This is a genomic window from Paenibacillus sp. YSY-4.3, from assembly GCF_054767475.1.
Genome location: NZ_BAABMC010000008.1, coordinates 132,331 through 157,532 on the forward strand (window position 1 = coordinate 132,331; position 25,202 = coordinate 157,532).

General features: G+C 48.0%; 17 protein-coding genes and 1 pseudogene. 5 read left to right on the forward strand and 13 right to left on the reverse strand.

Annotated elements, in window-relative coordinates; all coding sequences use genetic code 11:
- Positions 1–56: 56 nt before the first annotated feature.
- The 5 genes from ACYUJT_RS21375 to ACYUJT_RS21395 form a co-directional block, all read right to left on the reverse strand.
- Positions 57–1,388 (reverse strand): ABC transporter substrate-binding protein, encoded by a 1,332-nt coding sequence (locus tag ACYUJT_RS21375; protein WP_460326081.1) that lies wholly within the window; start codon positions 1,386–1,388, stop codon positions 57–59.
- Positions 1,389–1,507: 119 nt separating this feature from the next.
- Positions 1,508–3,070, reverse strand: a complete 1,563-nt coding sequence (locus tag ACYUJT_RS21380) for a response regulator (protein ID WP_460326083.1) — start codon at positions 3,068–3,070, stop codon at positions 1,508–1,510.
- Complete coding sequence (locus ACYUJT_RS21385; RefSeq protein WP_460326085.1) at positions 3,063–4,871, reverse strand: sensor histidine kinase; 1,809 nt, start codon at positions 4,869–4,871, stop codon at positions 3,063–3,065. The genes ACYUJT_RS21380 and ACYUJT_RS21385 overlap by 8 nt, the downstream gene beginning before the upstream one ends.
- Before the next feature lie 173 nt (positions 4,872–5,044).
- Complete coding sequence (locus ACYUJT_RS21390) at positions 5,045–5,962, reverse strand: hypothetical protein (RefSeq protein WP_460326087.1); 918 nt, start codon at positions 5,960–5,962, stop codon at positions 5,045–5,047.
- Positions 5,963–6,603: 641 nt separating this feature from the next.
- Positions 6,604–7,245 carry an FMN-dependent NADH-azoreductase gene (locus tag ACYUJT_RS21395; protein ID WP_460326089.1) on the reverse strand — a complete coding sequence of 214 codons (642 nt, stop codon included), beginning with the start codon at positions 7,243–7,245 and terminating at the stop codon, positions 6,604–6,606.
- 233 nt (positions 7,246–7,478) lie between these two features.
- On the opposite strand from ACYUJT_RS21395, the gene ACYUJT_RS21400 reads away from it, so the two are divergent.
- Both ACYUJT_RS21400 and ACYUJT_RS21405 read left to right on the forward strand, forming a co-directional pair.
- Positions 7,479–8,060, forward strand: a complete 582-nt coding sequence (locus ACYUJT_RS21400) for a TetR family transcriptional regulator (protein ID WP_460326092.1) — start codon at positions 7,479–7,481, stop codon at positions 8,058–8,060.
- A 16-nt stretch (positions 8,061–8,076) separates the two neighbouring features.
- Positions 8,077–8,163 (forward strand): annotated as a pseudogene (locus ACYUJT_RS21405) (SDR family oxidoreductase); the annotation flags it as partial.
- Positions 8,164–8,241: 78 nt separating this feature from the next.
- On the opposite strand, the gene ACYUJT_RS21410 reads toward ACYUJT_RS21405, so the two are convergent.
- Positions 8,242–8,808, reverse strand: a complete 567-nt coding sequence (locus ACYUJT_RS21410) for a hypothetical protein (protein ID WP_460326094.1) — start codon at positions 8,806–8,808, stop codon at positions 8,242–8,244.
- Between the two features lie 452 nt (positions 8,809–9,260).
- Between ACYUJT_RS21410 and ACYUJT_RS21415 the strand changes: the two genes are divergently transcribed.
- Positions 9,261–10,955, forward strand: a complete 1,695-nt coding sequence (locus ACYUJT_RS21415) for a methyl-accepting chemotaxis protein (RefSeq protein ID WP_460326096.1) — start codon at positions 9,261–9,263, stop codon at positions 10,953–10,955.
- A 194-nt stretch (positions 10,956–11,149) separates the two neighbouring features.
- On the opposite strand, the gene ACYUJT_RS21420 is transcribed toward ACYUJT_RS21415, so the two are convergent.
- The 4 genes from ACYUJT_RS21420 to ACYUJT_RS21435 form a co-directional block, all read right to left on the reverse strand.
- Entirely contained in the window at positions 11,150–12,079 is a 930-nt protein-coding gene (locus tag ACYUJT_RS21420) for a dockerin (RefSeq protein WP_460326098.1), read from the reverse strand.
- Between the two features lie 279 nt (positions 12,080–12,358).
- Positions 12,359–13,588 carry an MFS transporter gene (locus ACYUJT_RS21425; protein ID WP_460326100.1) on the reverse strand — a complete coding sequence of 410 codons (1,230 nt, stop codon included), beginning with the start codon at positions 13,586–13,588 and terminating at the stop codon, positions 12,359–12,361.
- 98 nt (positions 13,589–13,686) lie between these two features.
- Positions 13,687–14,286, reverse strand: coding sequence for a TetR/AcrR family transcriptional regulator (locus tag ACYUJT_RS21430; protein ID WP_460326102.1), 600 nt, complete (start codon positions 14,284–14,286; stop codon positions 13,687–13,689).
- A gap of 184 nt (positions 14,287–14,470) precedes the next feature.
- Complete coding sequence (locus ACYUJT_RS21435; RefSeq protein WP_460326218.1) at positions 14,471–19,114, reverse strand: carbohydrate binding domain-containing protein; 4,644 nt, start codon at positions 19,112–19,114, stop codon at positions 14,471–14,473.
- 211 nt (positions 19,115–19,325) lie between these two features.
- Here ACYUJT_RS21435 and ACYUJT_RS21440 point away from each other — a divergent pair, with 211 nt between their 5' ends.
- Together ACYUJT_RS21440 and bglS are read left to right on the forward strand one after the other, a co-directional pair.
- Positions 19,326–20,888 carry an extracellular solute-binding protein gene (locus tag ACYUJT_RS21440; RefSeq protein ID WP_460326105.1) on the forward strand — a complete coding sequence of 521 codons (1,563 nt, stop codon included), beginning with the start codon at positions 19,326–19,328 and terminating at the stop codon, positions 20,886–20,888.
- Between the two features lie 90 nt (positions 20,889–20,978).
- Positions 20,979–21,713 carry a beta-glucanase gene (gene bglS, locus ACYUJT_RS21445; RefSeq protein WP_460326108.1) on the forward strand — a complete coding sequence of 245 codons (735 nt, stop codon included), beginning with the start codon at positions 20,979–20,981 and terminating at the stop codon, positions 21,711–21,713.
- A gap of 75 nt (positions 21,714–21,788) precedes the next feature.
- Here the strand turns inward: bglS and ACYUJT_RS21450 are convergent, their stop codons facing one another.
- The 3 genes from ACYUJT_RS21450 to ACYUJT_RS21460 all read right to left on the reverse strand — a co-directional run bounded on the left by ACYUJT_RS21450 (position 21,789) and on the right by ACYUJT_RS21460 (position 25,079).
- On the reverse strand, positions 21,789–22,646 hold the full coding sequence (locus ACYUJT_RS21450) for a carbohydrate ABC transporter permease (protein WP_155612086.1): 858 nt from the start codon (positions 22,644–22,646) through the stop codon (positions 21,789–21,791).
- On the reverse strand, positions 22,643–23,620 hold the full coding sequence (locus tag ACYUJT_RS21455; RefSeq protein WP_460326110.1) for a carbohydrate ABC transporter permease: 978 nt from the start codon (positions 23,618–23,620) through the stop codon (positions 22,643–22,645). The genes ACYUJT_RS21450 and ACYUJT_RS21455 overlap by 4 nt, the downstream gene beginning before the upstream one ends.
- 64 nt (positions 23,621–23,684) lie before the next feature.
- Positions 23,685–25,079, reverse strand: coding sequence for a sugar ABC transporter substrate-binding protein (locus tag ACYUJT_RS21460; protein ID WP_460326112.1), 1,395 nt, complete (start codon positions 25,077–25,079; stop codon positions 23,685–23,687).
- Between the last annotated feature and the right edge of the window lie 123 nt (positions 25,080–25,202).

Sequence of the window (25,202 nt, forward strand, 5' to 3'; positions counted from 1 at the left end):
ACTCGCTCCAAAAGCGTATTTACCGCCGTGCTCAAGTGGTCAAGGACAGCCTAAGCCTACTTGTTATTAGCTAGGATGCCGTTCGCTTCCTGCCGGAACGTAGCTGCCGCTTTCTCTGGAGTCATCTGGCCGTAGTTGATTTGCTCCACCAGGTCGGCAAGGGAGGCGATTACCTGCGGCGATCCTACTGGCGGCGCCGGGCTCATCGGCGAGCTCTTCTCTTCCATGGCCGCAACGAAGTCGAAGATCTGCTTCTCCGGCTCCGACAATTCGGAGACGATCGCCTCTTTGATCGAAGCCGAGATCGGAACTCCGCGCTCGCCCTTGATCATTTTGTTGGCTTCCACGTCATTAATCCAGAAGTCGATGAACTTAGCCGCTTCTTCCTTGTTCTTGGAGTGGGAAGTAATCGACCAGAACATGCTCGGCTGCATGTACAGGCCTTTCTCCATATTCGGTCCCATCATAGGCGCCAGCTCCATCGGCCGGTTGACCGCTGCCTGAAGTGCGACGTACTGGTTGGACCATTGCCACACGCCTACGCCTGTTCCTTTAACCATATCCGATTCTTCCAAAATGCCTTTCGTTTGCGTCAGCTTCTCTTGGGAAGGCACAGCTCCCTCTTTGATCAAACTGGCCAGACGCCCGAAAAATTCGGTGAATAAGGCATCGTCCTCATAGCCGAGCGCCGTACCTTCTTTGTTATACAGCGAATATCCATGGGTACGGAGGAAGTAGTGGAAGAAAATATCCGGCGCCATGGAGCCGTCCATGACATAACCCGCGTCCCTAACCTTCATGGCGATTTCCTCATACTGATCCCAGGTCCAATTTTCCGGAATGCCGTCGAAGCCGGCCTTCTTCAACAGTTCGGGGTCGTATTGGAATCCAAGTACGTTGACTCCGGTCGGTACTCCGTACTGGACGTCATTGATTTTTCCCGTGGAAATAACATTTTCATTTACGTCATCGATTTTGATTTGAGTCCCCATGAATGGCGTCAAATCCTCTAACTGGCCGTTCTTGGCATATTGTACGATGTAAGAGATGTCCATCTGCACGATGTCCGGCAGCTGGTTCGCGGCCGCCTGGGGTGCAAGCTTCTTCCAATAGTCGTCAAACGCTGCGTACTCGACGTCGATTTTGACATTGGGGTTCAGCTCTTGATACTTATCGACGATCCGCTGGGTATATTCATGGCGCTTATCGCCTCCCCACCAGGCAATTCTCAGCGTCGTTTTATCTTTTTTGCCCTGGCTCTCCTGCGCGGGCTTGTCATTGCCCCCTCCGTTACTCGCACCTCCCGTGCTGCCTCCGCCGCTACAGGCAGGCAAAATGAACAGCAGGGCAACCAACATCCATAAAGCGGTTTTCTTCCTCACAAACATGCTCCCCTTTCGTCGAACGCTAGTTTGTTAACGCTTACAAGTATCATTTTCGCCCCTAAGGGGGGTGTAAGGAAACTCACTCATCCGACTTAAAGGTATAAAAATCAGAGGTGCTTCACTCAGGCCTTGCCATCTTCCAGCGATTTGCGGTATTCCGTCGGCGTCATGCCCATCCATTTTTTGAACGCCTGGCTGAAGTATTTGGAGTTGCCCCCGAAGCCGTACGAATCAGCAAGCTCGAACACCTTCACATCACCACTGCGGCGGATTTGCCCCGCTGCCTTCTCGATCCGCAGACGGCTCAAATAATAGGAGAAGTTGTCTCCTGTCACCTGCTTGAACACTTTGCCAAGGTAATCGGGATTCATGTACAGCATCTCGTGCGCCACCCCGTTCAGGGTCAGCTCGGCATCCATGTAATGCTGCTCAATGATCGAGAGCATTCTTTCGACGATGGAGGAGCGGCGGCTGATGCTGTTCCTGTAGTAGCCGGAGGTGACGTGGATGGCCGCTTCCTTGACGAACGCCTTCAGACTGGACAAGGTATCGAGCCTGACGATCTCGGCCATTTGCGCCGTGAACCGCTGACGATCCTCCGGGGAGCATAGACGGATTAGCATAGCGTACAGCTCCAGCACGTAGGAGCGAGTGACGCCGATTTCCAGGCACAGCTCCGCCAGCCGGCAGAACAGCCGCTCCAGTTCGTGCTCGACCTCGTCGCTGAGCCCCGATTTGATCAGCAGGGCCATCCGCTCCTCGTCCAGCTCAACATCCCCGCTTCCCCGGTCGTCTGCTGGCAGATCGCTCTGCGTGATGAGGCTCCCCTCACCGACGTAAAAGCGGTGATTCATACACTCTAGCGCCTCGCGGTACAGTTTGCGTGCCGCTTCCATCGGTCCGGCTTCGCTGAGCGCCACGGTCAGCTCGACGCTATAGAAGCCAAGGAACGTTCGCTTCACTTCCTCGATGCTCCGCAGCAGTTGGGCCGGCTCCGGCGCCTCGCGCACGGCCATAAGCAGCCTTCCGTTGAGCGTTGCTCCCAGCAGGACACCCGTCAGCAAGTCCTCGGCGATATTTTTCAAGGCAAATAAATGCTCGTATTCATGGGAGTCTTCCAGCTGGAACAAGAGCAAGCGAACCGGCTGCTCCACGGATTCAAGACCGAACAGCTCGCGGTAGTATTCCAGATCACTGCGCCCGTACGTCTTATTGGATACGAGCTCGCGCAAAAATTGCTCCTTCACATGGGGCAGCACCTTGTTCAGCCCGTCCTTCATCCTCGCGACGAACCTCTCCCGCTCGCGCTTTTCCTCCTGCTCGGCCACAAGCTCAGCCAACGCTTCATAGATCTGCGCCTCGTTACAGGGCTTCAACAGGTAATGCTTCACGCCAAACTGCATGGCACTGCGCGCATATTCGAAATCCTTGTATCCCGTAAGCATAATGAACCGGATATCCGGATACGCCTGCAGCGTCTTCTCCACCAGCCCCAGCCCGTTCAGCCCGGGCATGGATATATCGCTGATCACGAAGTCCGGCTGCTCTTTGACAATCAGCTCATAGGCCTCGATCCCGTTGCGTGCAGTGCCGATCAGCTTGGTTCCCGCACTGTTCCAGTCTACGACCTGCTGAATACCCTCCAATATCATCCGCTCGTCGTCTACGAGCAGCACCTTATACATCCTCGTCCTCTCCTTGTCTATATGGAATGCGGATATGAATCGCCGTCCTGATGTTCGGCTCGCTATCGATGCGGATACCCCATTCGGAGCCGAAGGTCAGCTTGATGCGTTCTTCGATGTTGGACAGCCCGATGCCTTTGCCCCGCGTCTGCACCCGCCCGCCTCTGAGCTCTGTCAGAAATTCCGGCGTCATCCCCGGGCCGTCGTCCTCCACCCGGATATCCAGTCCTCCGCCTCGTTCGGCCGACTCCTTGACGATGATGCGGATATGGCAAGTTTCGATTCTCGGCTCCAGGGCATAATGAATGGCATTCTCGAGCAGGGGCTGAAGCGTCATTTTCGGGATCAAGGCATCCAGGTATTCATCAGGCACCTCCAGTTGGAAATCCAGCCGTTCCTCGAAACGGATACGCTGGATCGTCACATAGCTGCGTACGATATCCAGCTCCGATTTCAAGGTGATCAGACTTGTTCCGTCACTCAGCGAGCTGCGCAGCAGGAAGCCGAGCGCCTCTACCATTTGCGAAATTTGCGTCTGGCGGTTCACTTTGGCCAGCCAATTGATCGAATCCAGCGTGTTATACAGAAAATGCGGATTGATTTGCGCCTGAAGCGCTTTTAATTCACTTTCGCGAATGACCAGCTGCTTGGCATAATTTTGATTGATAAGTTCGCGGATGCGCTGAATCATCATTTTAAACGTACGCTGCAAATGCTCGACCTCGGTCTGCGACGTTCTTGGCACCTCTCCCAGCGACTGTTCCTCCAGGTTGTCGAGATCGCCCTTCTCGATTTTGCGCATTTTCTTGATCAACTGCTCGATCGGCCGGGTGATGCTGCGTGACAATTTGACTCCAAGCGCAATGCCGATCAGCAAAATCAAGATAAAGATGATGGTGACAAGGTCTTTGACGAATGAAATCGTGCGGAACATGCTGTCATACGGGGTCATATTCAAATAAGTCCAGCCTAAATCAGACGATCTTACCCGCGTAAAAAAATATTTGCTCCCTCCTACGGTCGTTAACCCGTAAGATTCGGAGTGCACCAGTTCAGCGGCAATCTCCTCCTCCGGGATAAGGGGATTATCGGGATAGATGATTTTACTTCCGTCGGTAATGATGAGATGACTGTCATCCCCGCCGCTTTGGACGTAATCCTCCATGATCCGCTCTTTGCGGAAACGGATAATAAGCGTGCCCAGGTCGTCCCGCGGAAAGGTCGTCCCATTGAACGACTTGATTTGCCGTACGGCGTACAGCGACCGGTCGCTGCCGACGAACCATACGTTCGATCCGTCTGCGTCTTCGGCAATCGAAATAAGCTCGGTCTGCAGGTCCTGCGCCAGCCCTGCACGGTTGCCTCCGATCAGAATATGCCGCTCCGGATCGATGACCATGATCGAGTAGACGAACTTCTCGGAGCCAGCGATCGCGGTGAGACGATCCATTATTTTTTTGCGCTGAATGGCTTTCTGGTAAGACGTGGCGCTGTCTACCTTCAGACGGGACAAGCTGTACTGCAGCTGTTCATCGGAGAATACCCGGAACGATAGACCCTCCTGCTCCCTTAGCTGATTCTCGATCCCCAGCGCCGAGCTGTTCAGCACCTGAGACGTTCGCTCGTACATTTGCCGGTCATATAGATCGGTCACATACTTTAGCGCGATCCAATACAATGAGAAGCTGACGATCATCAGCAGCGTAATTAATATCAGCATTTTGTGATAGATGCCGGCTTCCCTCATTAGTCCGCGAATTTTCCCTATCAAGATGGCCACCCCGTTTATAGGTCGATTCATGGCAAGCGCTTTCATAGACTGTTATCGATATTTTACATAATTAATGAGCATGCGGATACCCATCGTAATATCTATTTCATGCTATGAATAACAAATTTTGCTCCATGCTGCAAAACAAACGGGGTTACCCTCCTCATCCTAAGCGATGTTTCGGATACCCCGTTTTACAATGTTTATTCGTTTGCGATTTGCGCTGCGGCCGATTTCATTTGCTCAATCCAACGTTGTCGTGCCTCTGGCGGGATGGACCGATTGTCTTTCTTCAAGTAGCGGATCATGTAAAATCCGTCCGGTGCGGCCATGCTCAGCACGAGCTCATGCCGAAAGCGGGAATCTGTCGTAAACTGTGCCTCAAGGATGGAGTAATCTGCTCCAAGCGCGAGCATTTCTCCGAGCTCCAAAATTTCCTGCTCCAAATATCCCTCGGTATGCTCCTTGATCGAATTCGCGTCCATTTTCTCGAAATAATCGACAGTGAACTGCTCCGACGTTTTGTAGCGGTACCTCTCTGCCTCCGGGTAATAACCAATCATTTCGCTATCGTTATAGAGCAAATAAGTAGACGCCTGTAAGCCGTCTAAATCGAACTCGTTAATGAAGCGCCGCATCCTCTCGAAAAATTGTGCCCCTGCTGGAACAACCGCCTGCTCTCCCGGCAATATTTCTCCGTCCTTATCCAAATGCAAGACGCTGTATGGAGAGTATTTCGTAATGTAGACAGACTTCTCCTCCGCAGCTATTTGCACGTAGTAACTGGTAATATTGCTAAGCGTCTCGCCGTTCTCATCCGCTTCATTGACATAAGTGTAAATATGCTTGCGCGTATAAGTAAATGTGGCTTCTTCCCCGGTCAGCGTAAGGATTTCTACGTTCAAGATTTCGGATTGGATGTTGTAAATCTGAAAGTTCATCATCAGTTGAAAATGATTAAGAAACGATATTTGCCGCTTGTCCGGATGGAACATTCCAGTGAGCTTGTCTATATTTTTTGCTGTGTAGACTTGCTCTAGCGTCTGTACGATGTCCTGCACCTTTTGTTCCGTCATCTTGGCTTTCTTGCCGAAAAAAAACATGCCTTCACCTTCCGTCATTCGAATCATTAGTAATATCGGAAGTTCAAACGTTATTGTTTAGTTGGCGTTCTGCGCCGCACAAAGAATCCATTGCTGTGAATGCTGCTGCAGCTGCAGGGAGTTACATTTTGGGAAGTATTCGGCGAAGTTACAATTCGAGTAGTAGCAGTTAGTTGAATCTCATGAACGTTACATTGGAGAAGTGGAACCTGGTGAAGTCGAAGACTGTCATAGAACAACGGGGCGCTCAAAGCTAACGGTCAGAGAATCCGCTATTTCCTCATTCCTCCCCGATTTTGAATTCTATCGGACACAGAGGACGCTATTTGCCCTTGCTAGCCCCATTTTCGCTCTAAATTTGCTGAGTAGCGGAACCACGGTCCATTAGCTCGCCAATTTTGCGTTTTTACTGCAAATAGCGGAACCATTGTCCGTTAACGATAAATGAGAGCGTCTTGGCGACTTGCCTCTAACCCCCCACCCAACCCCCATTGTGAGCACAAAAAAAACAAGACCATCCCCGATCAATTCATTTTGATCTTTGGGGACAGCCTTGTTTCAAAGCACGCAAATGATGCATATCCGCAACTATATGATGACTGGTCTAGTACTTAAGATGATACTAGCCTAGCAGCTAAATCATGCCTAGTCTATTACAATTACGCGTGTTGCAGAGCCAGTTTGGAAGCAGCTTCAGCTACGCGGCGCAAGCCATCTTCGATGATCTCATTGGCTTTTGCTGGCATCGCGTTATGTCCTTCGATGACAACTTCATCGATGATTTGCATGCCGAACACGCCGCCGAATACGCTGCGCATATAGTTAACAGCCATTTCCATTGGTGCAGTTTCCGGCGTAGAATAGATGCCGCCGCGCGCGCTCAGGAAGATTGCCTTCTTATCCGTCATCAACGAAACCAGTTGGCCTTCCTCGTTATATTTAAATGCAAATCCCGCAGCATAAACGTAATCGATGAAGGTTTGCAATTTCGCCGGGATCGTCAGGTTCCACAGCGGGAACGCAAATACAACGACGTCTGCAGCGCTTAATGCGTCCATAGCTTTTTGTTTAGCTGCCAAGAGACGGCTCTCAACATCCGTCAATTCGCCGCCGTTTTGCATTTTGCCGAAGGCGTTGAACAGATCCTGGCCGAAGTAAGGCATATCCTCTTCGAATACGTCATACGTAGTTACGTTCAGGTTCTCCTGGCCTTTAACGGCCTCCATAAACGCTTCATACATTCTACTGGACACGCCCTCGGAAGCAGGACGGTTGTTGGCTTTAACGACTAGTACATTCATGTAAAATTCCTCCACTTTTCTCTCTACATATTTAGATGCGATAGATATCACACTCTATTTTACCAGATGTTTATTGCAGATGTCATTTATCATCTATTGCTTATACAACACCTGTTGCATAAAATTAATTGTAAGAGTAATAACTTTGCCGCTCAACCAATAGTTTAGGGCTTTTATCGTTTATACGACAAATGCAATGAAATGTAGAAAAAGTGAGAAATGGGGCATTTCCTATGACCGAAGCAAAAATAGACCCGCGCATCGTTCGTACCCGCAAATTAATTATGGATGCTTTCGTGCAGCTATCAACATATAAAGAGTTTAAAGATATCACCATTAAGGATATTACCGCCGAGGCGACCGTCAATCGGGCTACTTTTTATTATCACTTCACGGATAAATATGATTTATTGGAAAAAGTGTTAACCGAAGACTTGATGACCAAAGTCATCAGCGAAATCTCCGGGCATGACGAGCTCAATGAGACTACGGCGATCAATATCTTCCTGTCCCTCACCCAATTTCGAAAATCGCTGCAATCGCAGTGCCGCAGAAGCTTCGAGGCGTTTACTACTACCATTGAAGCGATTATCAAAAAGGAACTAGAGAACCTGTTCTATAAAATGCTGCTGCAGCAATATGCCAAAGAACGCGACGAATCGCTCCGCATTTCCGCCGTCATGCTGAGCTGGGGGATTTATGGCGCTTCGATCGATTGGCAGAATAACAGCCAGGTCTCTGCAGAGGAATATATTAAATTAGCGATCCCTTACATCATCCACGGTATGGAATTTCCACTAGCCATACAATATTGACAAGATCGCCGAAACCAACGCTATTTGGTTCTTGGCTTCGGATGAAGCATCCTACATTACGGGCGGCGAGCTCGTGATCGACGGCGGATACTCCGCGCGGTAATTGCAGCTCTAAAGCATCCATTAAGAACCGAGCCCACGCAGGAACTTGTCCTAAGCGGTGCCCGGCTTTTTTTGTTAATCAATCATCCAGCTCCACGCTTTGGATATTTCCGTCCGCATCGACGGCCCACTCGATTTCAACGCCTTTGTTCAGTCCAAGGTTGTCATCGTCCTCAATCGTCAAATTGTCCGGAATGGTAATCGTCTGCTGACCGCCATGATCCAGCTGCACGGTAACCACCCTGCCGCTGGCCCCCAGGATCGTGCCTTCGTATTCCAGGTTCAGCAGCACCAGCCCGCCGCTGGCATCCGTAATCGTCACGCGTTTGCCTCCATCGGTAAGCAGCTCGATTTTTTTATGATAATTATTATTAAGTGTAATATCTTTGATTACTCTCTGAACCTTTACCCCGGAAGGAAGACCCTCCGTCTCCGATACGGCTGCCGCGTTCTTTTGCTGGTTAGGCTGCCCTCCTGTGTTATTCGGGTTCGTTACTGCAGTTCCGTTTGCAGGCCCAGGCGTGGTTCCCTGGACTCCAGTTTGCGTGTTACCCGCACATCCTGATAGTAAAATGCACGTACTTATAACAAGAGGCAGCGTAGCGGTCTTAAGCCCGCGCCCCATATTTACTTTATAAATTGTCATCGTGTACCTCCAGTTGTTTGACTTATACATCTATTTTGATCATAATGCCTGTCTTCCATTCCGGGATAAGGAATAGAGAGTATCCTCTGATAACTCCCCATTGGATTTCCTTAAATTTCTATTATAACAAATCAATTAATAAAAATTCGAGTTTTTTAGACAAATTTCGACTTTTTTCCTGGTTATACCTGGTCAACTCTGTCGTGAATTTATACAATGGCATAGGACTAAATGCTCGAAATTGAAACCAGGGAATTAATTATGAATTAACCAATCCGTAGAATGATTTCTACGGGATTTGGTTGTTTTTTTATTATTTCCTTTTTGAGCAGTTTTTCCCTGTGAATTGAAATAAAAGGAGGTTTTTTTACCGACCAGGCCTGCTGAACACTTCTATTTCGGGGGACACCCTGTACAGATTTACTACATCATACTAAGGTGGTACACACATCATGAAATTCACTATACGAAAAAAATTATTTGGCGGCTTTTCGGCCGTTTTATTGATTTTGAGCATAATGATTGGAATCAGTTACTCGCAAATTAGTTTGGTTGATGAGACCTACAGTATTTTGCTCGGAGATCGCGCGAAGAAGGCCGTGAACATCACGGACTTACAGGCGGCAGCCAAGCAAGAGATAGCTAGCATGCAAACTTATTTAATCGTTGGTGATGAGGCAGCTTTTAATGAGTTCACCAACGCCCGAAATGAATATGAATTAAAATTCAATGCTTTGATGGACAGTTTCTCTCTGCCAGAGGCTATTCAAATGCTGGAGGAGATTCAGCAAGTAGAGAATCAATACAAACAGTTTGCCGATCGCCTATTCGAACTCAAAAAACAAAATGATTATATTGAATATCGAGATTTGCTATCAACACAAGGACGTGAGATCACCAAGCAATTCGACGATAAGATCGCCGTATTGTCCCAATTCCAAAATGATCTGCTGGATAACGGAAATGCATCCGCTTCCAAAAAAACAGCCTCGATAAAAATGTGGGTCATTATTCTTGGAATTATTGCCGTTTTGCTAGGCATCGGGACTGCCCTCTTCATAAGCGATCTTATTTCCAAGCCCGTATTGTCCGTAACCCGTGCCGCTAAGAGGATGGCGGCAGGTGATCTTACCGTAGATGAAATAAAAGTGAAAAACAAAGATGAAATCGGCGAACTGGCCAGCTCCTTCAACGAAATGCTGAACAGCCTCCGCACGATCATCCGCCAAATCGGTTCTACGTCTGAGCAAGTAGCCGCTTCATCCGAGGAATTAACGGCTAGCGCTGAGCAGACCACAGAGGCAACAAACCAAATTGCCGCGTCGATTCAAGAGGTCGCCCATGGAGCTGAAACGCAAGGGCAAGGCGCCGATGAGAGTTCTAGAGCCATGCAAGAAGTGACCATCGGCATTCAGCAAGTAGCCGAGACGGCTTCCAGTGTGTCTGATGCCGCATTGGCAACGAATAAGGAAGCCAACGCCGGAAGCGAATCACTTCAGCAGGTCAGTCAGCAAATGAATGCCATCCATTCGTCCGTCAATGAATCGGCAGCCGCTATTCGGCAGTTAGGGGAACGATCCCAGGAGATCGGGGATATTATCGAAGTAATCACAGGTATCGCCAATCAGACGAATTTATTAGCTCTTAATGCCGCCATTGAAGCGGCTCGCGCGGGCGAAGACGGTAAAGGCTTTGCGGTAGTAGCGACTGAAATCAGAAAGCTGGCCGAGCAGTCTAGGGAGTCTGCAACTCAAATCGTCGAATTAATCACCTATATCCAAGAAGATACCGATCGTGCTGTCCGCGTGATGGAGAAAGGAACTCAAGAAGTAGCGGCAGGAGTGGGAGTCGTTCATGATGTAGAAGCTGGATTCCAAAAAATACTGCAATCCATCGAACACGTAACGGCACAAATTCAAGAGGTGTCCGCCGTATCCGAAGAAATGTCCGCAAGCCTAGAGCAAGTTAATGCCTCCGTAGAAGAGATGGCCCGGATCGCCCATGCTTCGATTTCCAATACCCAAAACGTAGCCGCGGCTTCGGAAGAGCAGCTGGCAACGATGGAGGAAATTTCGGCATCTGCATCGGCTCTATCCAAAATGGCAGAGAGTCTGCAACTATTGGTGAGCAACTTTAAGGTGAAGTAAACAAGAGGATCTTCTTTCCTGCATGAAAAAGGACGTGCCTTCGGCACGCCTTTTTTGTTGCGCGTTTCACTTTGAGTGCTATTGGTACTACTGAGTGCAAACTCCTCGTCCGATAAATAAATAAACAGGGAAAATCTTGGGCTCGAAATTCCACTAATTCGATAGGCTCCACTCAGAACCTACGAGATAAATCATTATTGTTGGAACCGCTGAGTATCCTTTTTGAGCTGGCTCCAGGTATAGCGAAGCAGCCAAGCATCCCAGTCCGTAATTATTGTTGAGTTCCCCGCCCACATAATGGTCGGCATTGGGAAGCCTCCCGGCGGACGATCCTTCGCTTCGTAGAAGTCCGGCATGCCGAACCCGTGGCCTATCTCATGCTCCGTAATATGAACTTCATTGTTGTTCACCGTACTTAAAATATAATCATCCGACATGCGCTGTCCCCAGTCTCCTCCAGCACCACCGCCAAAATTGGTCGTGGCCCATAAATACATGTCAAACCGCTTGTCCAATCCCCCCGGATAAACATAGTTCCGATCGTTGAAATGCTCAAATCGGGACAGTGCGCTTGGAGCGATGGGCAGTGCCGACGGAATGCGCGGATCGGTTTTGCTGAGCTCATCTACGATCGTTTGCGTATACACAATTTCATTTGGCTGCTTGTTCAAAATTTGTGCGGGATTAGCGACGGCCCAGCCCACAACCTTGACCGGAATATCACCGTAAGGCCATCCGTCATATCCCTTCAGATGCTTGGTCCAATTGTTCAACTGGCGGCCTAGCATCCTTTCGATATCCTGACGCTGTTGAAGCGTCAAATTCTTGGTCGACTGCCAGCGCACCACATAATTGATCGTTCCTTTGCCGGCAAAGATTTGGTCATAAATGAGATTTTTGCGACCTACAGAGTTCTCTTTCAGCATGCGGTTGTTATAGACCCATTCAATGGACGGCCGTAGTGCCGCAGGCATGTCGGACAATGAGGCAGCAGCGATGGACGCCTGGCTTACCGCATACGCCTGACTCTGAGGCGTCTTGGCCAGAGCAGTAGCTGTTCCAGCCAGGGAAACTGTTACAGCCGCAGAAAGAAAAGCCAACATCCATTTTCGCTGTATAGACATTTGGAATCTTCCTTTCTTTTTTTTATTTTCAAGAGATTTACTGATGCAAATCGCCTCCTCAAACTCTAGAATATATCAGCTGATAATTCTACATTTTACATATTTTCCAATATTTTGATAGGTACTATTTTACCCTTTTTGTGAATCTTTTCGTGATTTAATGAAATAAATACCTGAGCAGCAAAAAAATAATGCCCCCCACATGGTAGGCAAATGAAAGATCATAGCCTTGTGGAGAGCATTAAATCTAGTCGCTATTTACATGTTCCTTGCACGATATTAAGTCGCACTTGAGCGGCCCTCAGGAGACGGTGCACTCACTTTTTTACCTACCCTTAAAGATAAGCCAAAACAAATAAGCAGAACAATACATGCTAAAGTATACGGATAGTTGATATTTATATCGAACAAATATCCCGCCAGGATCGGTCCGGCAATATTGCCGAGACTGGTATAAGCTGAGTTAAGGCCGGCAACGTAACCTTGCCGATCCGCAGCCAGTTTCGACATTTGGGTACCAATAGCTGGACGCAAAATATCTATCGCCAGGAAGACGATGAAGGTAACGGCAAAAATCATCCAAAACTTATGCACAAAAAGCGTCATAAGAATGAAAATGCCCGCAAATAGAAGGCAAACCGAGATGACATTTTTCTCGCCAAACCGCTTTAAAATCCAGCTAAAGGCCGTAGCTTGAACCACGGCGCCGGCGATCGAGCCGAATGTAATGATAAAGGCAATATCTCCTGGCTCAAACCCGAATTTATGATCGACAAACAGTCCGAAGACCGTTTCAAAATTGGCTAGCCCAAAAGACATGACAAATACGATGATCAAGCTTAAGAAAAAAGGCTCCCGGTAGGAATGGAGCAATTGAGATATAAAGCTGCTCTCTTTGTCCGTTGAAGCGGATGAGCCGGACGAGTCGGGTGAGGCTTCTTTTAGAGATAGAGACTCCCGAAGGACAAATAAAGAAATAATGCCCGCTATAAGCCCCGCAGCTCCTGCAGCATAAAAGGGAACGCGGATACCGAACTCGGCGATGTAACCTCCGATTCCAGGCCCGATAATAAAACCTGTCGTAATGGCCGCGTTAATATAGCCCATCCCAGCAGCACGTTCGTCCTGCGTCGTAATGTCTGCGACGTAAGCCATAACGGCTGGCATGATCATCGCGGCGCTAACGCCGCCGAGCATCCTTGAGACAAACAATAGCACAGGATCGTTCGCTAACCCGAATAGTGCTTCGGAAAAAGCAAATACGATCATGCCGATAACAATCATCCGCTTTCTTCCGTAAGAGTCGGCCAATCGTCCGGCCAGCGGCGAAAATAGAAACTGCGTCAGCGAAAAGGTTGCCACCAGCAGACCGATCGTGCTCCCGCTAATGCCTAAACTATTCATGAACTTAGGCATGATCGGTATGATCAATCCAATTCCCATAAAAACCAGAAAAATATTCAACATCAGGATCAGTACCGCACCCCGATTTTTCAACATTAAACCCATACAAAATTCCTCCAAAGTTGTATACAAAAATACTGAATATTCATTCAAAATGATAAAAAAAGAAAAACGTCAATCGACGTAATTTCTATATACTATAATTATTTGGGTCGCTTAGCGATCCCATGCAGAAACACATCCATAGCCAATCGATAAGCCTCAAGCGTTTCCCCCCGATCCATATTCCGCGCATGCTGGCTTAAACCAAGTAATAGACTATCTAAGATGATGGCTAACCCGTCCACATTTGTATTTTTAAATTCGCCGTTATCGATCCCTTTCTGCAGCAATTGCTGGTTGAAAATGAGATAGCCTTTAACGATTTCATGAATCCGCTCTTCCACGTCCGAGGCTTTCTCCGAGTTGTTGTAAAACTCATCAGCAGCCCTAGTCAGCGGATGGTTCAATTGATCGAGCGCTAAATGCTCGGCCATGCCATACAATTTATCGATCGTGGTCGGGTAGAGCGGCTCCTTCGCTTGCCAAGTCTCTTCCCATTCGAGGTTCCATTCATCAATCAAATATAGAAACAAGCCTTCCTTGTTCTTGAAATGATAATAAATGTTGCCGGCACTGCAGCCGGTTGCCTTCACAATATCTTCGATCGATGTGGCCTTGTAGCCCTTCTGTATGAACAAAGCTCTAGCGGCATCGGCCATCTTCTTCTTGGTTTGCTCGCTTTGCAGCTTCTTTTTATTCACTCCTGAATCACCGCCTTCAGAATACTGAACAATTATTCAGTATTATAATCGACAATGGTCGGCTCAAGCAACTTCTTTTTCAAAATAGCTAGGATGCCTGATGTTATAACGAAAAAGGTACAGCCCCCCCAACCTCTTAATGGACTGTACCTTATCTAATTTTCATACCGTTGTTCCTGACGGTCTAGTCTACTTCAACCAGCACGATATTGTCTAGAATGACCTCCGTATTGGAACCCAAACCTTCAAGCTCGCCCACATTAATATCGATTCTGGCGTGATCCTCTGTCGTACCATTCATTGTAAATGTAAATGTGTATCTCTGCATATTCGTTGTCAGTGACAGATCCGTTCCGAAATAACCGACATGCCAAGGGTCTTCGCTTAGCTTTTTTCCAAGACCGATATTTATTTTTCTTGGAATGCTTGCACGGGCATCCAAGGAAATTTGATAGGTTTTACCTTCTTCGAGCCGGATCCCCTCCTGACTGATTTGAGGATTCCAATTTTGACTGCCTGCCGTATCGATTTGGATCACCATTTCTCCGCCACTCTGGGTTAAGCTTCCGGAAGAATGCCCATTCCACTCATCTCCCCAATAGGCTGACCAATCATCCGTGCCTTCGCCGAACAGTCCGTTCTGAATCAGACTGCTGCTAAGCCGAATGTTGTCTAGGAAAATATTTCCTGACTCATCGTATATTTTCCCTCCGATCGTTAACTGACCCAAATCAAATTCCAGCTTGGCATTCGTCTCCGTCGGATGCTTCATCACAAAGGAAAATTGCTGCTGCTGCTTCACCTGAGTTAGCCAAATCGTAGGCTTGTTGCCGTCAAGGAAATCCGTATACGCATAATTATTGCTGGGATCCACAACGCCTATACCCAATTGAATCGGCCGGTCTACCGTGGAATAGACATCAAATGTCACCGAGTAGATTCTCCCCTGCTCCAACGTGAGGCCTTCTTGGTAGACCTGCTGGTTCCAATTTTCGGGCATGATTTCAGGGAGTTGAATTTGCATGACACCATCTTTCGCGATAATAGAGAGCTTATCGGACTTATTGTCCGACTGATAGGTCTGCCACTCACTAACATCGGCATCAAATGTCCCGTTGCGAATTAGATTTCCGGTAAAGCTCCGCTGGTTGACATCCGTCAGCGTAAAATAGTCAATATTCACATGAGGAGCATAGATTTGCAAGGTCTGTATTCCTTCATTTAACTGAATGGTTTGCTCCATCACTTTGAATATTCCCCAGTCTCCCGTATTCGCTATGTTCCACGTATATTTGAAATCCGCATCCGTCTCCTGGATCTCGCCTACGGGCAATGTGTGCGTGTATACACTGCCCTGCTTGGCCAGCAAGGTCAATGATCCGCCACCTTCATATCCCGACGCAACGTAGTAAGCAAGCTTGTATTCGCCAGCCTTCTTGACATCAATAATGTACTGCATCCAGTCGCCCTGGTCGATCCAGCCAACGCTTAACCCGTCTTCTCCCTTTTGCACGCCTTGCATGTCGGAGTAATTTTCCGCTTCAATGCGCTTTGAACCGTTCACCTCTACAGGTGGGCTCATTTCCTTCAAACTCACATTATCCAGTTCAAGGCGATCAGTCAAAGCTCCCAACCCGAATTCAAGCTTGCTTGAACTGTTCGCCGGGCCCATTGTAAAAATCCATGAATAGATTTGCGGTTCTGTACTTATAGTGAAAGACTGCTCGGCATAAAGATTCGACTTATCGTCATTTCCAATCTGGGCCGAAAGGGATACGTTATGCTCCGCTCTAGCGCTAAAAGACAAAATGTACATTTTTCCTTCTATGAGGTTTAGCCGGTCCTGACTAAGAGTAAGCGCATCAGGCTGTCCAGCCATCTTCGGCTTCACATACAGCTTGCGGTCATTTATCGCGCTTCCGACGTAATAGAGCGCATCCGCGCTGCCTGGTCCATCGATCTTCCAAAAGCCGAGACGATCCTTGCCTTGGTCAAAAGTGCCGTTATAAATCAAGTTCCCGCTCGGTAGGGCATCACGAGAAATATTCGGATCAGGATCAGCAATTTTAATTAAGCGCACCTCATCAATCCATACCGGAAGGATGCCTGCGTTCCCCATGTTGAACTCCATTCTGGCATTTGGATCCGTATCCGAATTCATGGTAAACGTATAGGTGTAGTTTTGCCGTTCGGCGGTAAGAGCTACCGACTTGTCATCCATATAGCGAATATAACTCCGGTCAGGACCTGACAATGACGCTACCATCGTTCTGTCTCCTGACGACCATGCATCAAAGGACAGTTGATAGGTGGATCCTTTAATCAATGGCAAACCGGCTTGAATCAGCTGAATGGCGTAATTGACGTCCCCTTGCTGATCTATGGTCGTTTTTACCGCCCCTTGATCCACAGCCACAGATCCTGCACCGCCGAACAGATCAGCAGGCGGCGCGAACGGTTGGAACACCCAATGGTTCAATTCATCTTCAAACGTACCGTTCTCCACATAATTCCCATCTTCCCCCGGCTCTCTTACGACCGCGGTCTTTGTGGCAGGCATAACTGGTTGACGATAAGCATGACCGTCCCTTTCATATACACGCACATAGTCTACGAGCATTTTTTGCGGGAATTCTGTAGTTGGGCCGGGATTCCCTGGCCAATCGCCACCAACGGCCAGATTCAACTGCAGGAAGAAATCCCTGTCAAAAGGAGCGGGATAGGTGTATTCTCCACCTTCCTGCGGATTTTTGCTAAACCAGTTGTTCTGCTTGGAATATAACACGCCGTCCACGTAAAAACGGAACTCCCCCGGCTCCCATTCTACCGCAAAGGTATGAAAATCCTCGGCAAACGTGCGCCCGTCTGGCAGAGTGTAACTGCCCTGTGCCTGTTCATGAGGCAATCCATAATGAAGGGTTCCATATATTTTGTTCGGCTCATGCCCTAAAAGCTCCATGATGTCGATTTCTCCGGAAGCAGGCCAACCGGAATACAAATTCTGATCCTTGGACATCATCCAGATCGCCGGCCATATGCCTTTGCCTTGCGGCATTTGGGCACGAATCTCAAATTTGCCGTAAGTCCAATCTCCCTTGCCTTCCGTGGTCAGCTTCGCGGAAGTATACGGATTTCCTTGATAATCTTCCTTATGGGCTTCAATAACCAAATTCCCGTTCTCAATGCGAGCGTTCTGTGTGCGATTGGTATAGTTTTGAAGCTCATTATTGCCGTAACCTCCGCCGCCTTGAACGAAGTTCCATTTGGAGTTGTCGATGCTGGATCCTTCGAATTCGTCACTCCATACCCTATTCCAGGTTTCAGGCTTAATATTCGCCTCCGTCAAGACGATCTGATGGAAACGGACGATCTTTCCGTTATTATCGACTTCATAAACTCCGAGGTACTTGTTAATGCTTGGGTCGACTCCTGAAATGTCAGTTCCTGATTCATATGGATCTATTAATAAGCTGCTCTTCAGCAAAGGATCTCCAGTCTGCGGAGAGGTCAACTCCTTATGAGATACCAGAACAGCCAGCCGGTTCCCAGCAGAGACCGTGGCAGTTACCTTCGTAGTTCCAGGCAAGCTTCCCTGCAGGGCCGCAGGTGGCCAGGAATGAGGCGGGCGGGATCCCGTATCGCTGCCCGTGCCAGGGCTCATATTCCCCGGAGATGGATTCAACCCGCCAGTTTTCTCCGTGTTCCCCACTGGAACTCCCTTCTCGCCAGCAGGTATCAAGGCTTCCCTCTCAGATGGCCAAATGTACTCTTTCCCTTGCTCCAGCAGCTGGTCGTTCACCATAATTTCTGCCGCTTCAGATCGTACGCGAGAGATTTCACCTTTTCCACTAACCACCGTTCCGCTAGATCCCTTCCGAAGCACCAACTCATGAATCGAAGCTCCATCATCGACGTGAATTACCGCCGGACTGCGCAGTACCAACTGTTGAATGACGGACTTCCCTTCAACGTTTACGCGAATGGGGTGATCCAGATTATACAGAACCACCTTTCCTAAATTCGTGTTTTTGAGATGGATGCTGTTTTGTCCCCCGCCGTTTATGAAGGTTACTCCGGCGACTTTCGTGTTTTCTACCGCAACATCCCCATTGCCGATTCCCTGGGTTAGATATAGATTCCCCGTAATCTCTTTATTTCGAAAAATCACTTCTTTCGAATTGACTATAGCATTTGCCAGGACTTCCTTCCGTTCATCGGTGACTGCCTTGTTGTACACTGTCCCAGCAAGCCGGTCCAGCATGGCAACCGCCTCAGCGCGGGAAACCCATCGATCGGGCCGGAAGGAACCGTCCGGATATCCTTTCATGGCCCCCGCCATAACCAGTCCTTTCACAGCAGACAAGGAATAAGAGCGAATTTCTGATTTGTCCGAAAAGGTTCCCAGCACATCCGTGCTCATCCCCTGCTCGATTTCAGCAAACTGAAATGCTCTTGACAGCATCACAGCTGCTTCGGCTCTCGTAATCGAGTTGCTCGGTTTAAACGTTCCGTCTTCGTACCCCTTAATAAATCCGGCATGAGCAGCAGCTGCCAGAGAAGAAGCATACCATGCGTCCGCTGGCACATCCTTAAATGGGAGCTGGTTCGTTCCGCTGATACCGAACACCCGCTGCAGCAACATACTGAACTCAGCTCTGGACATAGGCTGATTCGGATTCAGCTTCCCATCGGGATATCCCGACAAAACTCCCAAAGAGGTCCACTTCCCGAGCATAGATTCGGCCCAATGACCCTTTATGTCACTTTCTTTTGAATCTTCTGTCATCGGACTGGCATAACCCGCAGTCATGAAACTGCTGAACAACATACACAGGACTAGCCCTTGTGCAATGAACCGTTTCACCTTCTACTCACTCTCCCTTATCGCAATTTAAATACATTATAAAAGGGATGGGGTATCGGCCATATAACTACTTCTTAGCTTTTCTAGCTATCCGTTAACCAGTTTGAGTGCGAAGGCAGAACCAGCGTTCAATGTCAATTCGTTCCGTGATACAATAATGCCGGAGGGATAAAGTATGAAGAAAATATGGTTCGTACCCGCAATACTGATCCTTATGATAGCCATGTACGAACTCTATCAACACAGCCAGTGGACGCAATCCAATGAACCATCTGGCAGCCAGAACCAACCGGAAGCATTAACAACCGTATTTAGTTTGCGGCCGTCCCTAAGCTTCAAAAATGGTGAAAACATTGAAGATAACATTCATACCCGATCCGTGCGTGAAAAATTGGGCATTGATCTCCAGTATTTATGGACAACCCCGGACAGAACATTCTCAACCAAATTAAAGCTCCATCTGCTAAATAAACAAAAGATGCCCGATATTATTCCGGTTAGAACCGATGTCATTCATCAGATGATTGATTCTGGCCAATTTATGGCCGTGGATGAGTTGTTCGAGCAGTACGCATCCCCAGTCTGGAAAGAGGCGATGAATGAGAACCCTTCCGTCTGGTATCCTTACGAACGGAATGGAGAGCATTATGCCATCCCGATTCTGGATTATGACTACAATTCGGACCCCATGATGTGGATTCGGGTGGATTGGCTTGAAACGGTCGGTTTGTCCCCCCCTGCCACCCTGTCAGAGTTGGAAGAAGTACTTGAGGCATTTACCCGCCAAGATCCCGACGGCAACGGAAAGGACGACACCTTTGGCCTGGCGGTCAGTCTGGGCAACGCCATCAGCACTTGGATGGCTGACATCAGCTGGGTATTCGGCATGTACGGCTGCCTGCCAGAACAATGGAACTTCTGCGAAACTCAGAATCAGCTGGAGTTCGGATCCATCCAGGATTCAACCAAGCAAGGTTTGATCAAGCTTAGAGAATGGAGAGAAGCAGGGTACTTTCCGAATGAGGCCTTATGGCAGGATGAAGAATCGGCCGCCCGGTTATTTTCCCAAGAAAAAGCAGGCATCGTCATCGGCCCCCATTGGATGCGGTTTTGGCCGCTTAATGTGCTCACGGAGAAGAATCCCCAGGCTAAATTCATCGCCATTCCCCTGCCAAAGGGGCCTGACGGCATATCGTATCATCGTGCTTCCCAACCTAGAAATGGAGCTGTACTCATCAACAAAAACATCAGGAATCCACAAACCTTTTTCCGTTACATGAACTACCTGTACGAAACGCAAGGATTAGGGGAAGGAGAATTCGCATACGGCATGGCAAATGACTATGACTATACGAAGGTAAACGGCAAGTATTCCATGGACCGAAACCTTATACCCGGCGGTTATGTCGATGTCACAGCCTATACCCTCACCTATGATGGCGCACGAATTCCGTCCCATTGGACCAGAATGGTGTCCGGCACCGAGAAACCCGTGCTCGCCCAGCTATTCTCCAGCCGGTTACCCAACGAGTACCAGGGCCCGCCGACACCAACCATGCAGGAGAAAGGCGACCAGCTTCAGCAAACACAGCATGAGACCTTTTTGCAAATCATTTACGGTAAAAAGAATATAGACTACTTCGATGATTTTGTTGCGAATTGGAATGCAAACGGCGGAGAACAAATAACTAGAGAAGTCAACGAATGGTATCAGTCCGTTCATGGAATAAGTCAATAATATGATGGTTTTGTTAAAAGATTGCCCTTTAATTTTCATCGATTTTCCATCTAGAATGAAATAAGATTAAACGACAGGATGGATGATCAGATGAAAAAGAAAATTGTATTGACTGTTTTAATTGCCTTAATGGCTGCAGGTTGTTCAGAAAAAAGTGACCCTACCCAAGAGTCGAAACAAGAAAACACCTGGGTTCACACATTTGCGAAGCATGACCCGACAAAGTGGGAAGTGTCTACCGGTTACTCCAATGGAAACCCTTTTGATTGTGTATGGTCCTCTGACAATATCCTTTTTAACGGCTCAACAATGGAGCTTATGCTTACAAAGAATGATACTGGAAATATACAGGGCTCTGAATACAAAACCTTGGAGAGGTATCATTACGGAAAGTATGAGATTCGTATGAAGGCGGCCAAAAACACAGGAATTGTATCCTCTTTCTTCGTATATACCGGCCCCTCCTTCGGAACGCCTTGGGATGAAATTGACATCGAATTCCTCGGCAAGGACACGACCCAAGTCCAATTGAACTATTACACCGACGGGGTGGGCAACCATGAGAAACTAATTGAGCTTGGGTATGACGCTTCTGAAGAATTCCACGACTATGCCTTCGAATGGACAAAGGATGAAATTAACTGGTACATTGACGGTGAGTTAGTACATACGGCAACGGATAACATTCCTGTAACCCCTGCCAAAATCATGATGAACCTTTGGAACGGCGTCGGTGTTGACTCATGGCTGGGCCCCTACGACGGTGCGTCCCCAATTACGGCGGAGTATGAATGGATGAAATACACGCCCTATACGGAAAACTAGAATCAAACTACGATATGCACAAACAAACAGCTTATCTCCCTTTCGGAAAATAAGCTGTTTGTTTTTGTGCCAAGGCTACCCTTTCACCGCCCCGGCTGTCATCCCACTGATAAAATATTTTTGAGATAAAAAGAAGGTAATAATAACGGGTAGTGTAACCACGGTCGCCGCAGACATCAACAGATCATAACGGTTGGTATACTGTCCGACAAACAGCCTGATGCCTACAGGAATCGTTTGAACTTCAGGTGTCGTCGTCAGGACCCAGGCAAACATCAATTCGTCCCACGCCGTCAAGAAAATATACACACACATGGCGATAATACCAGGCAAGGAAAGGGGTAGAATAACTCGGACAAAAGCCTGGATTCGATTACAACCATCAATTCGTGCGGATTCTTCCAAATCCTTTGGAATCGAGACAAAGAAACTCCGGATAATCCAAATACTCATAGGTGTATAGAATGCTGAATATACCAGCACCATTCCCCAATACGTATCTACCATAGGAATACCGAGGGTGTCCTTGATATTTAAGAATAATAAATATATGGGCAACAGAAACATTATACCCGGGATCATTTGCGTCCCGATGACGCTGATTCCGAACAATCCGGAGCCCGGAAACCTGTACCTGGCAAGTGCATATCCCGCCAATATGGCCAGGAAACAAGAAATCAGCATCGTTGCGGTACAAATCAACAAGCTGTTTTTAAAATATTGGCCAAAATTGATCGTTTCCCAAAGATTCTTGTAGTTAAGCCATTGCGGTTCAGGGATTGCCATGCTGGTGATTCCCTGCAGGATCTCGCCATTCGTATGAAGGGAAACCTTGACCATCCAAAAGATAGGGAATACGACAACTGCAACGATCACCCAGGTGAGCGTGTTTAGGGAGTAATACTCTAGTTTTTTCGCGATTCGGGTATTCAATCCACTCTCAACTCCGATCTAAAGATTCGATACCATATCCCGACAATGATCAACATAGCTCCCATCAGGAGGAAAGATGCCGCGGCGCCAACCCCGAAGGACCAATACCCGAAAGTCTGTCTCGTCAAAGCTGTCATGAGCAAATCGCCCCATTTGCCAGGGTAGCCGGACCCGTTACCGAACATCATGGCGACGATGTTATAAGAGTACACATTGTTGATAATCTGGAATAGAAGCTGAACGGCGATAATCGGTTTGAGCATAGGCAGGGTAATGGTAAAGAACTGCCGCAATCGGCCGGCACCATCGATTTTTGCAGCTTCATAGAGATCATCCGGAATCGTCTGGAGTCCAGCCAGAAAGACAACCATGATGAAAGGCCAGCTTCTCCATACCGTTGGGATAATGATCGCCCAAATGGTATTTTGACCAATCAGCCAAAAGGGCTTATCAGACATTAAATGCAGGATATCGACCAGAATATAATTAATGATGCCTTCTTTTTGCCACATAAACCCCCAGAGAACCCCTACAACATAAGAGGGGACAACCCACGGAAGCAGCATAGCCGCTCTGGCAATCCCCCTTCCCGGGAAATCCCGGTTCAGCAGTATCGCTACCAGTAGTCCGATAATCATCACGGAAATGGTTACGACGACACTGTATATGGCCGTATTCCGCAGCGCGTATCCCAATCCTTGACGGACAGGATTATTTTCATTGAAGAGCAGCTCCGAGTAATTCTTCAATCCTATAAACGGGGCTTTTAAATACTGGCTTAATGTAAACTGATTCAACTTCAAAAATGACATCACGATCCCCTGGATCATGGGCAAGACGTGTACGAGCATCATAAATAGAAAGGTGGGAAGAATGAATAAATACGCGATGCGGTATTCCCTGAACCCCTTTTTGAATCGGGCTCCAAACGTATTTTTGGCTTTCGGCGTATCAGGAATTCTTGATATTTCCACGGTATCTCACTTCCTTCTAATAAAGTGTGCTATCAAGCCAGCACTTGATAGCACATTTGGATGATTACTGATTCAGGATAGCAGTGACTTCATTAGCTGCATCATCGAGCTGTTTTTGAATCGATGCTTCATTGTAAGTACCAGAGACACCCGCTACAATATCCCAAATATTTCCGAAGTATTTTACGAGAGCTGTCTCACAAGGTCCCCATTGAGGAACAGAAGGATAAGACATCCCGTAATTCGTAGCCTCAACCAACGCTTTATAATTCGGGTCGGATGCCAGCGAATCCATCACCGATTTTTTGCCTGGCAGCTGGCCGGACAATTGCGAATAAGTCAGTTGTGCTTCGTCACTGGACAAGTACTTAATGATATCCCAAGCCGCTTCTTTGTGCTTGGATCCTTTAAAGATCGTCAAGTGGCTGCCGCCGATAAATGTAGATGGCCCTGCAGGACCCGCTGGAAGTGCGGCTACACCGTAATTTTGGGCTGCGGTTTTTCCGCCTACACCGCCGTCTTCCTCAGGAGTTGCAAAGTTTTTGATCATCCAGGCTCCGCTCACCATGACTGCCGTTTTACCGTCCGAGAAGTCGCTCTCAATCTGGGAAGAGTTCTTCTCGAGGGAAGCCTTGTCCACTAGCCCATCATTAGCCAGGCCGGTGTAGTACATGACTCCTTCTAGAGCGGTTTTGTCATTGAACGTTACCTTGGTATTGTCTTCATTAAACACATTGCCGCCCGCAGCCCAAATCCATGGAAAAATATTGTGCGGAACGTTCCAATCGTTCTTGCCCGGTACGCCGAAGGCCGTCATTTTTTGATCTTCGATTTCGATCCCGTTCAATTTGCCCAACGTCTGCTTAAAGGTATCCCAGTCCTTAAACGCAGTTGCCGGATCCAACCCTGCTTTGTCAAGGGCATCCTTGCGATAGAAGAGTGCACGGGCGTCCACAAACCATGGCACACCATACACCTCGGAATTCCCGTCGATCATCGTTGTTTTCCAGCTGGCAGGAAGGTAGTTGTCTTGTCCCCCCAATTCACCAACACGGTCGGTCAAATCTTCAATCCCATTCATCGCCGCAATGGCAGGCACCCAAGTCGTACCTAATTGCAGGATGTCAGGACCTTGACCGCTCGTTGCAGCCGTGGTGATCTTCGTCCATGCTGAACCCCAGTCGAGAACCGTGACATTCAATTTAACGTTTGGATTCTGATCCAGATAAGGCTTCATGGCTGTCATGAAATCTTTATCTGGCTTCGGACTGTTCGGCATAATCCAGGCGGTCAGTGTCACCTCACCTGTAGTTGGTTGGTTGGCACCCTTGTCCGTTGCAGTAGCCGTATTTTGATTTCCTGAATCCTTACTGCTTTGGCTGCCCCCGCAGGCCGATAAGATCATGCTCATCATGACAATGATGGTCAACAGAACTAGGCTGATCCGTTTTTTACTCATTGTTGTCCCCCCGCTTTTTCGTTTCTTTTATTAAAAGTGTACGCAGTTCCCTGCGTCGTATTTTATTGTAGGAAGAATCTGCGGGAACCAAAATAACTCGATTTCAACATTACTATGTTTTTA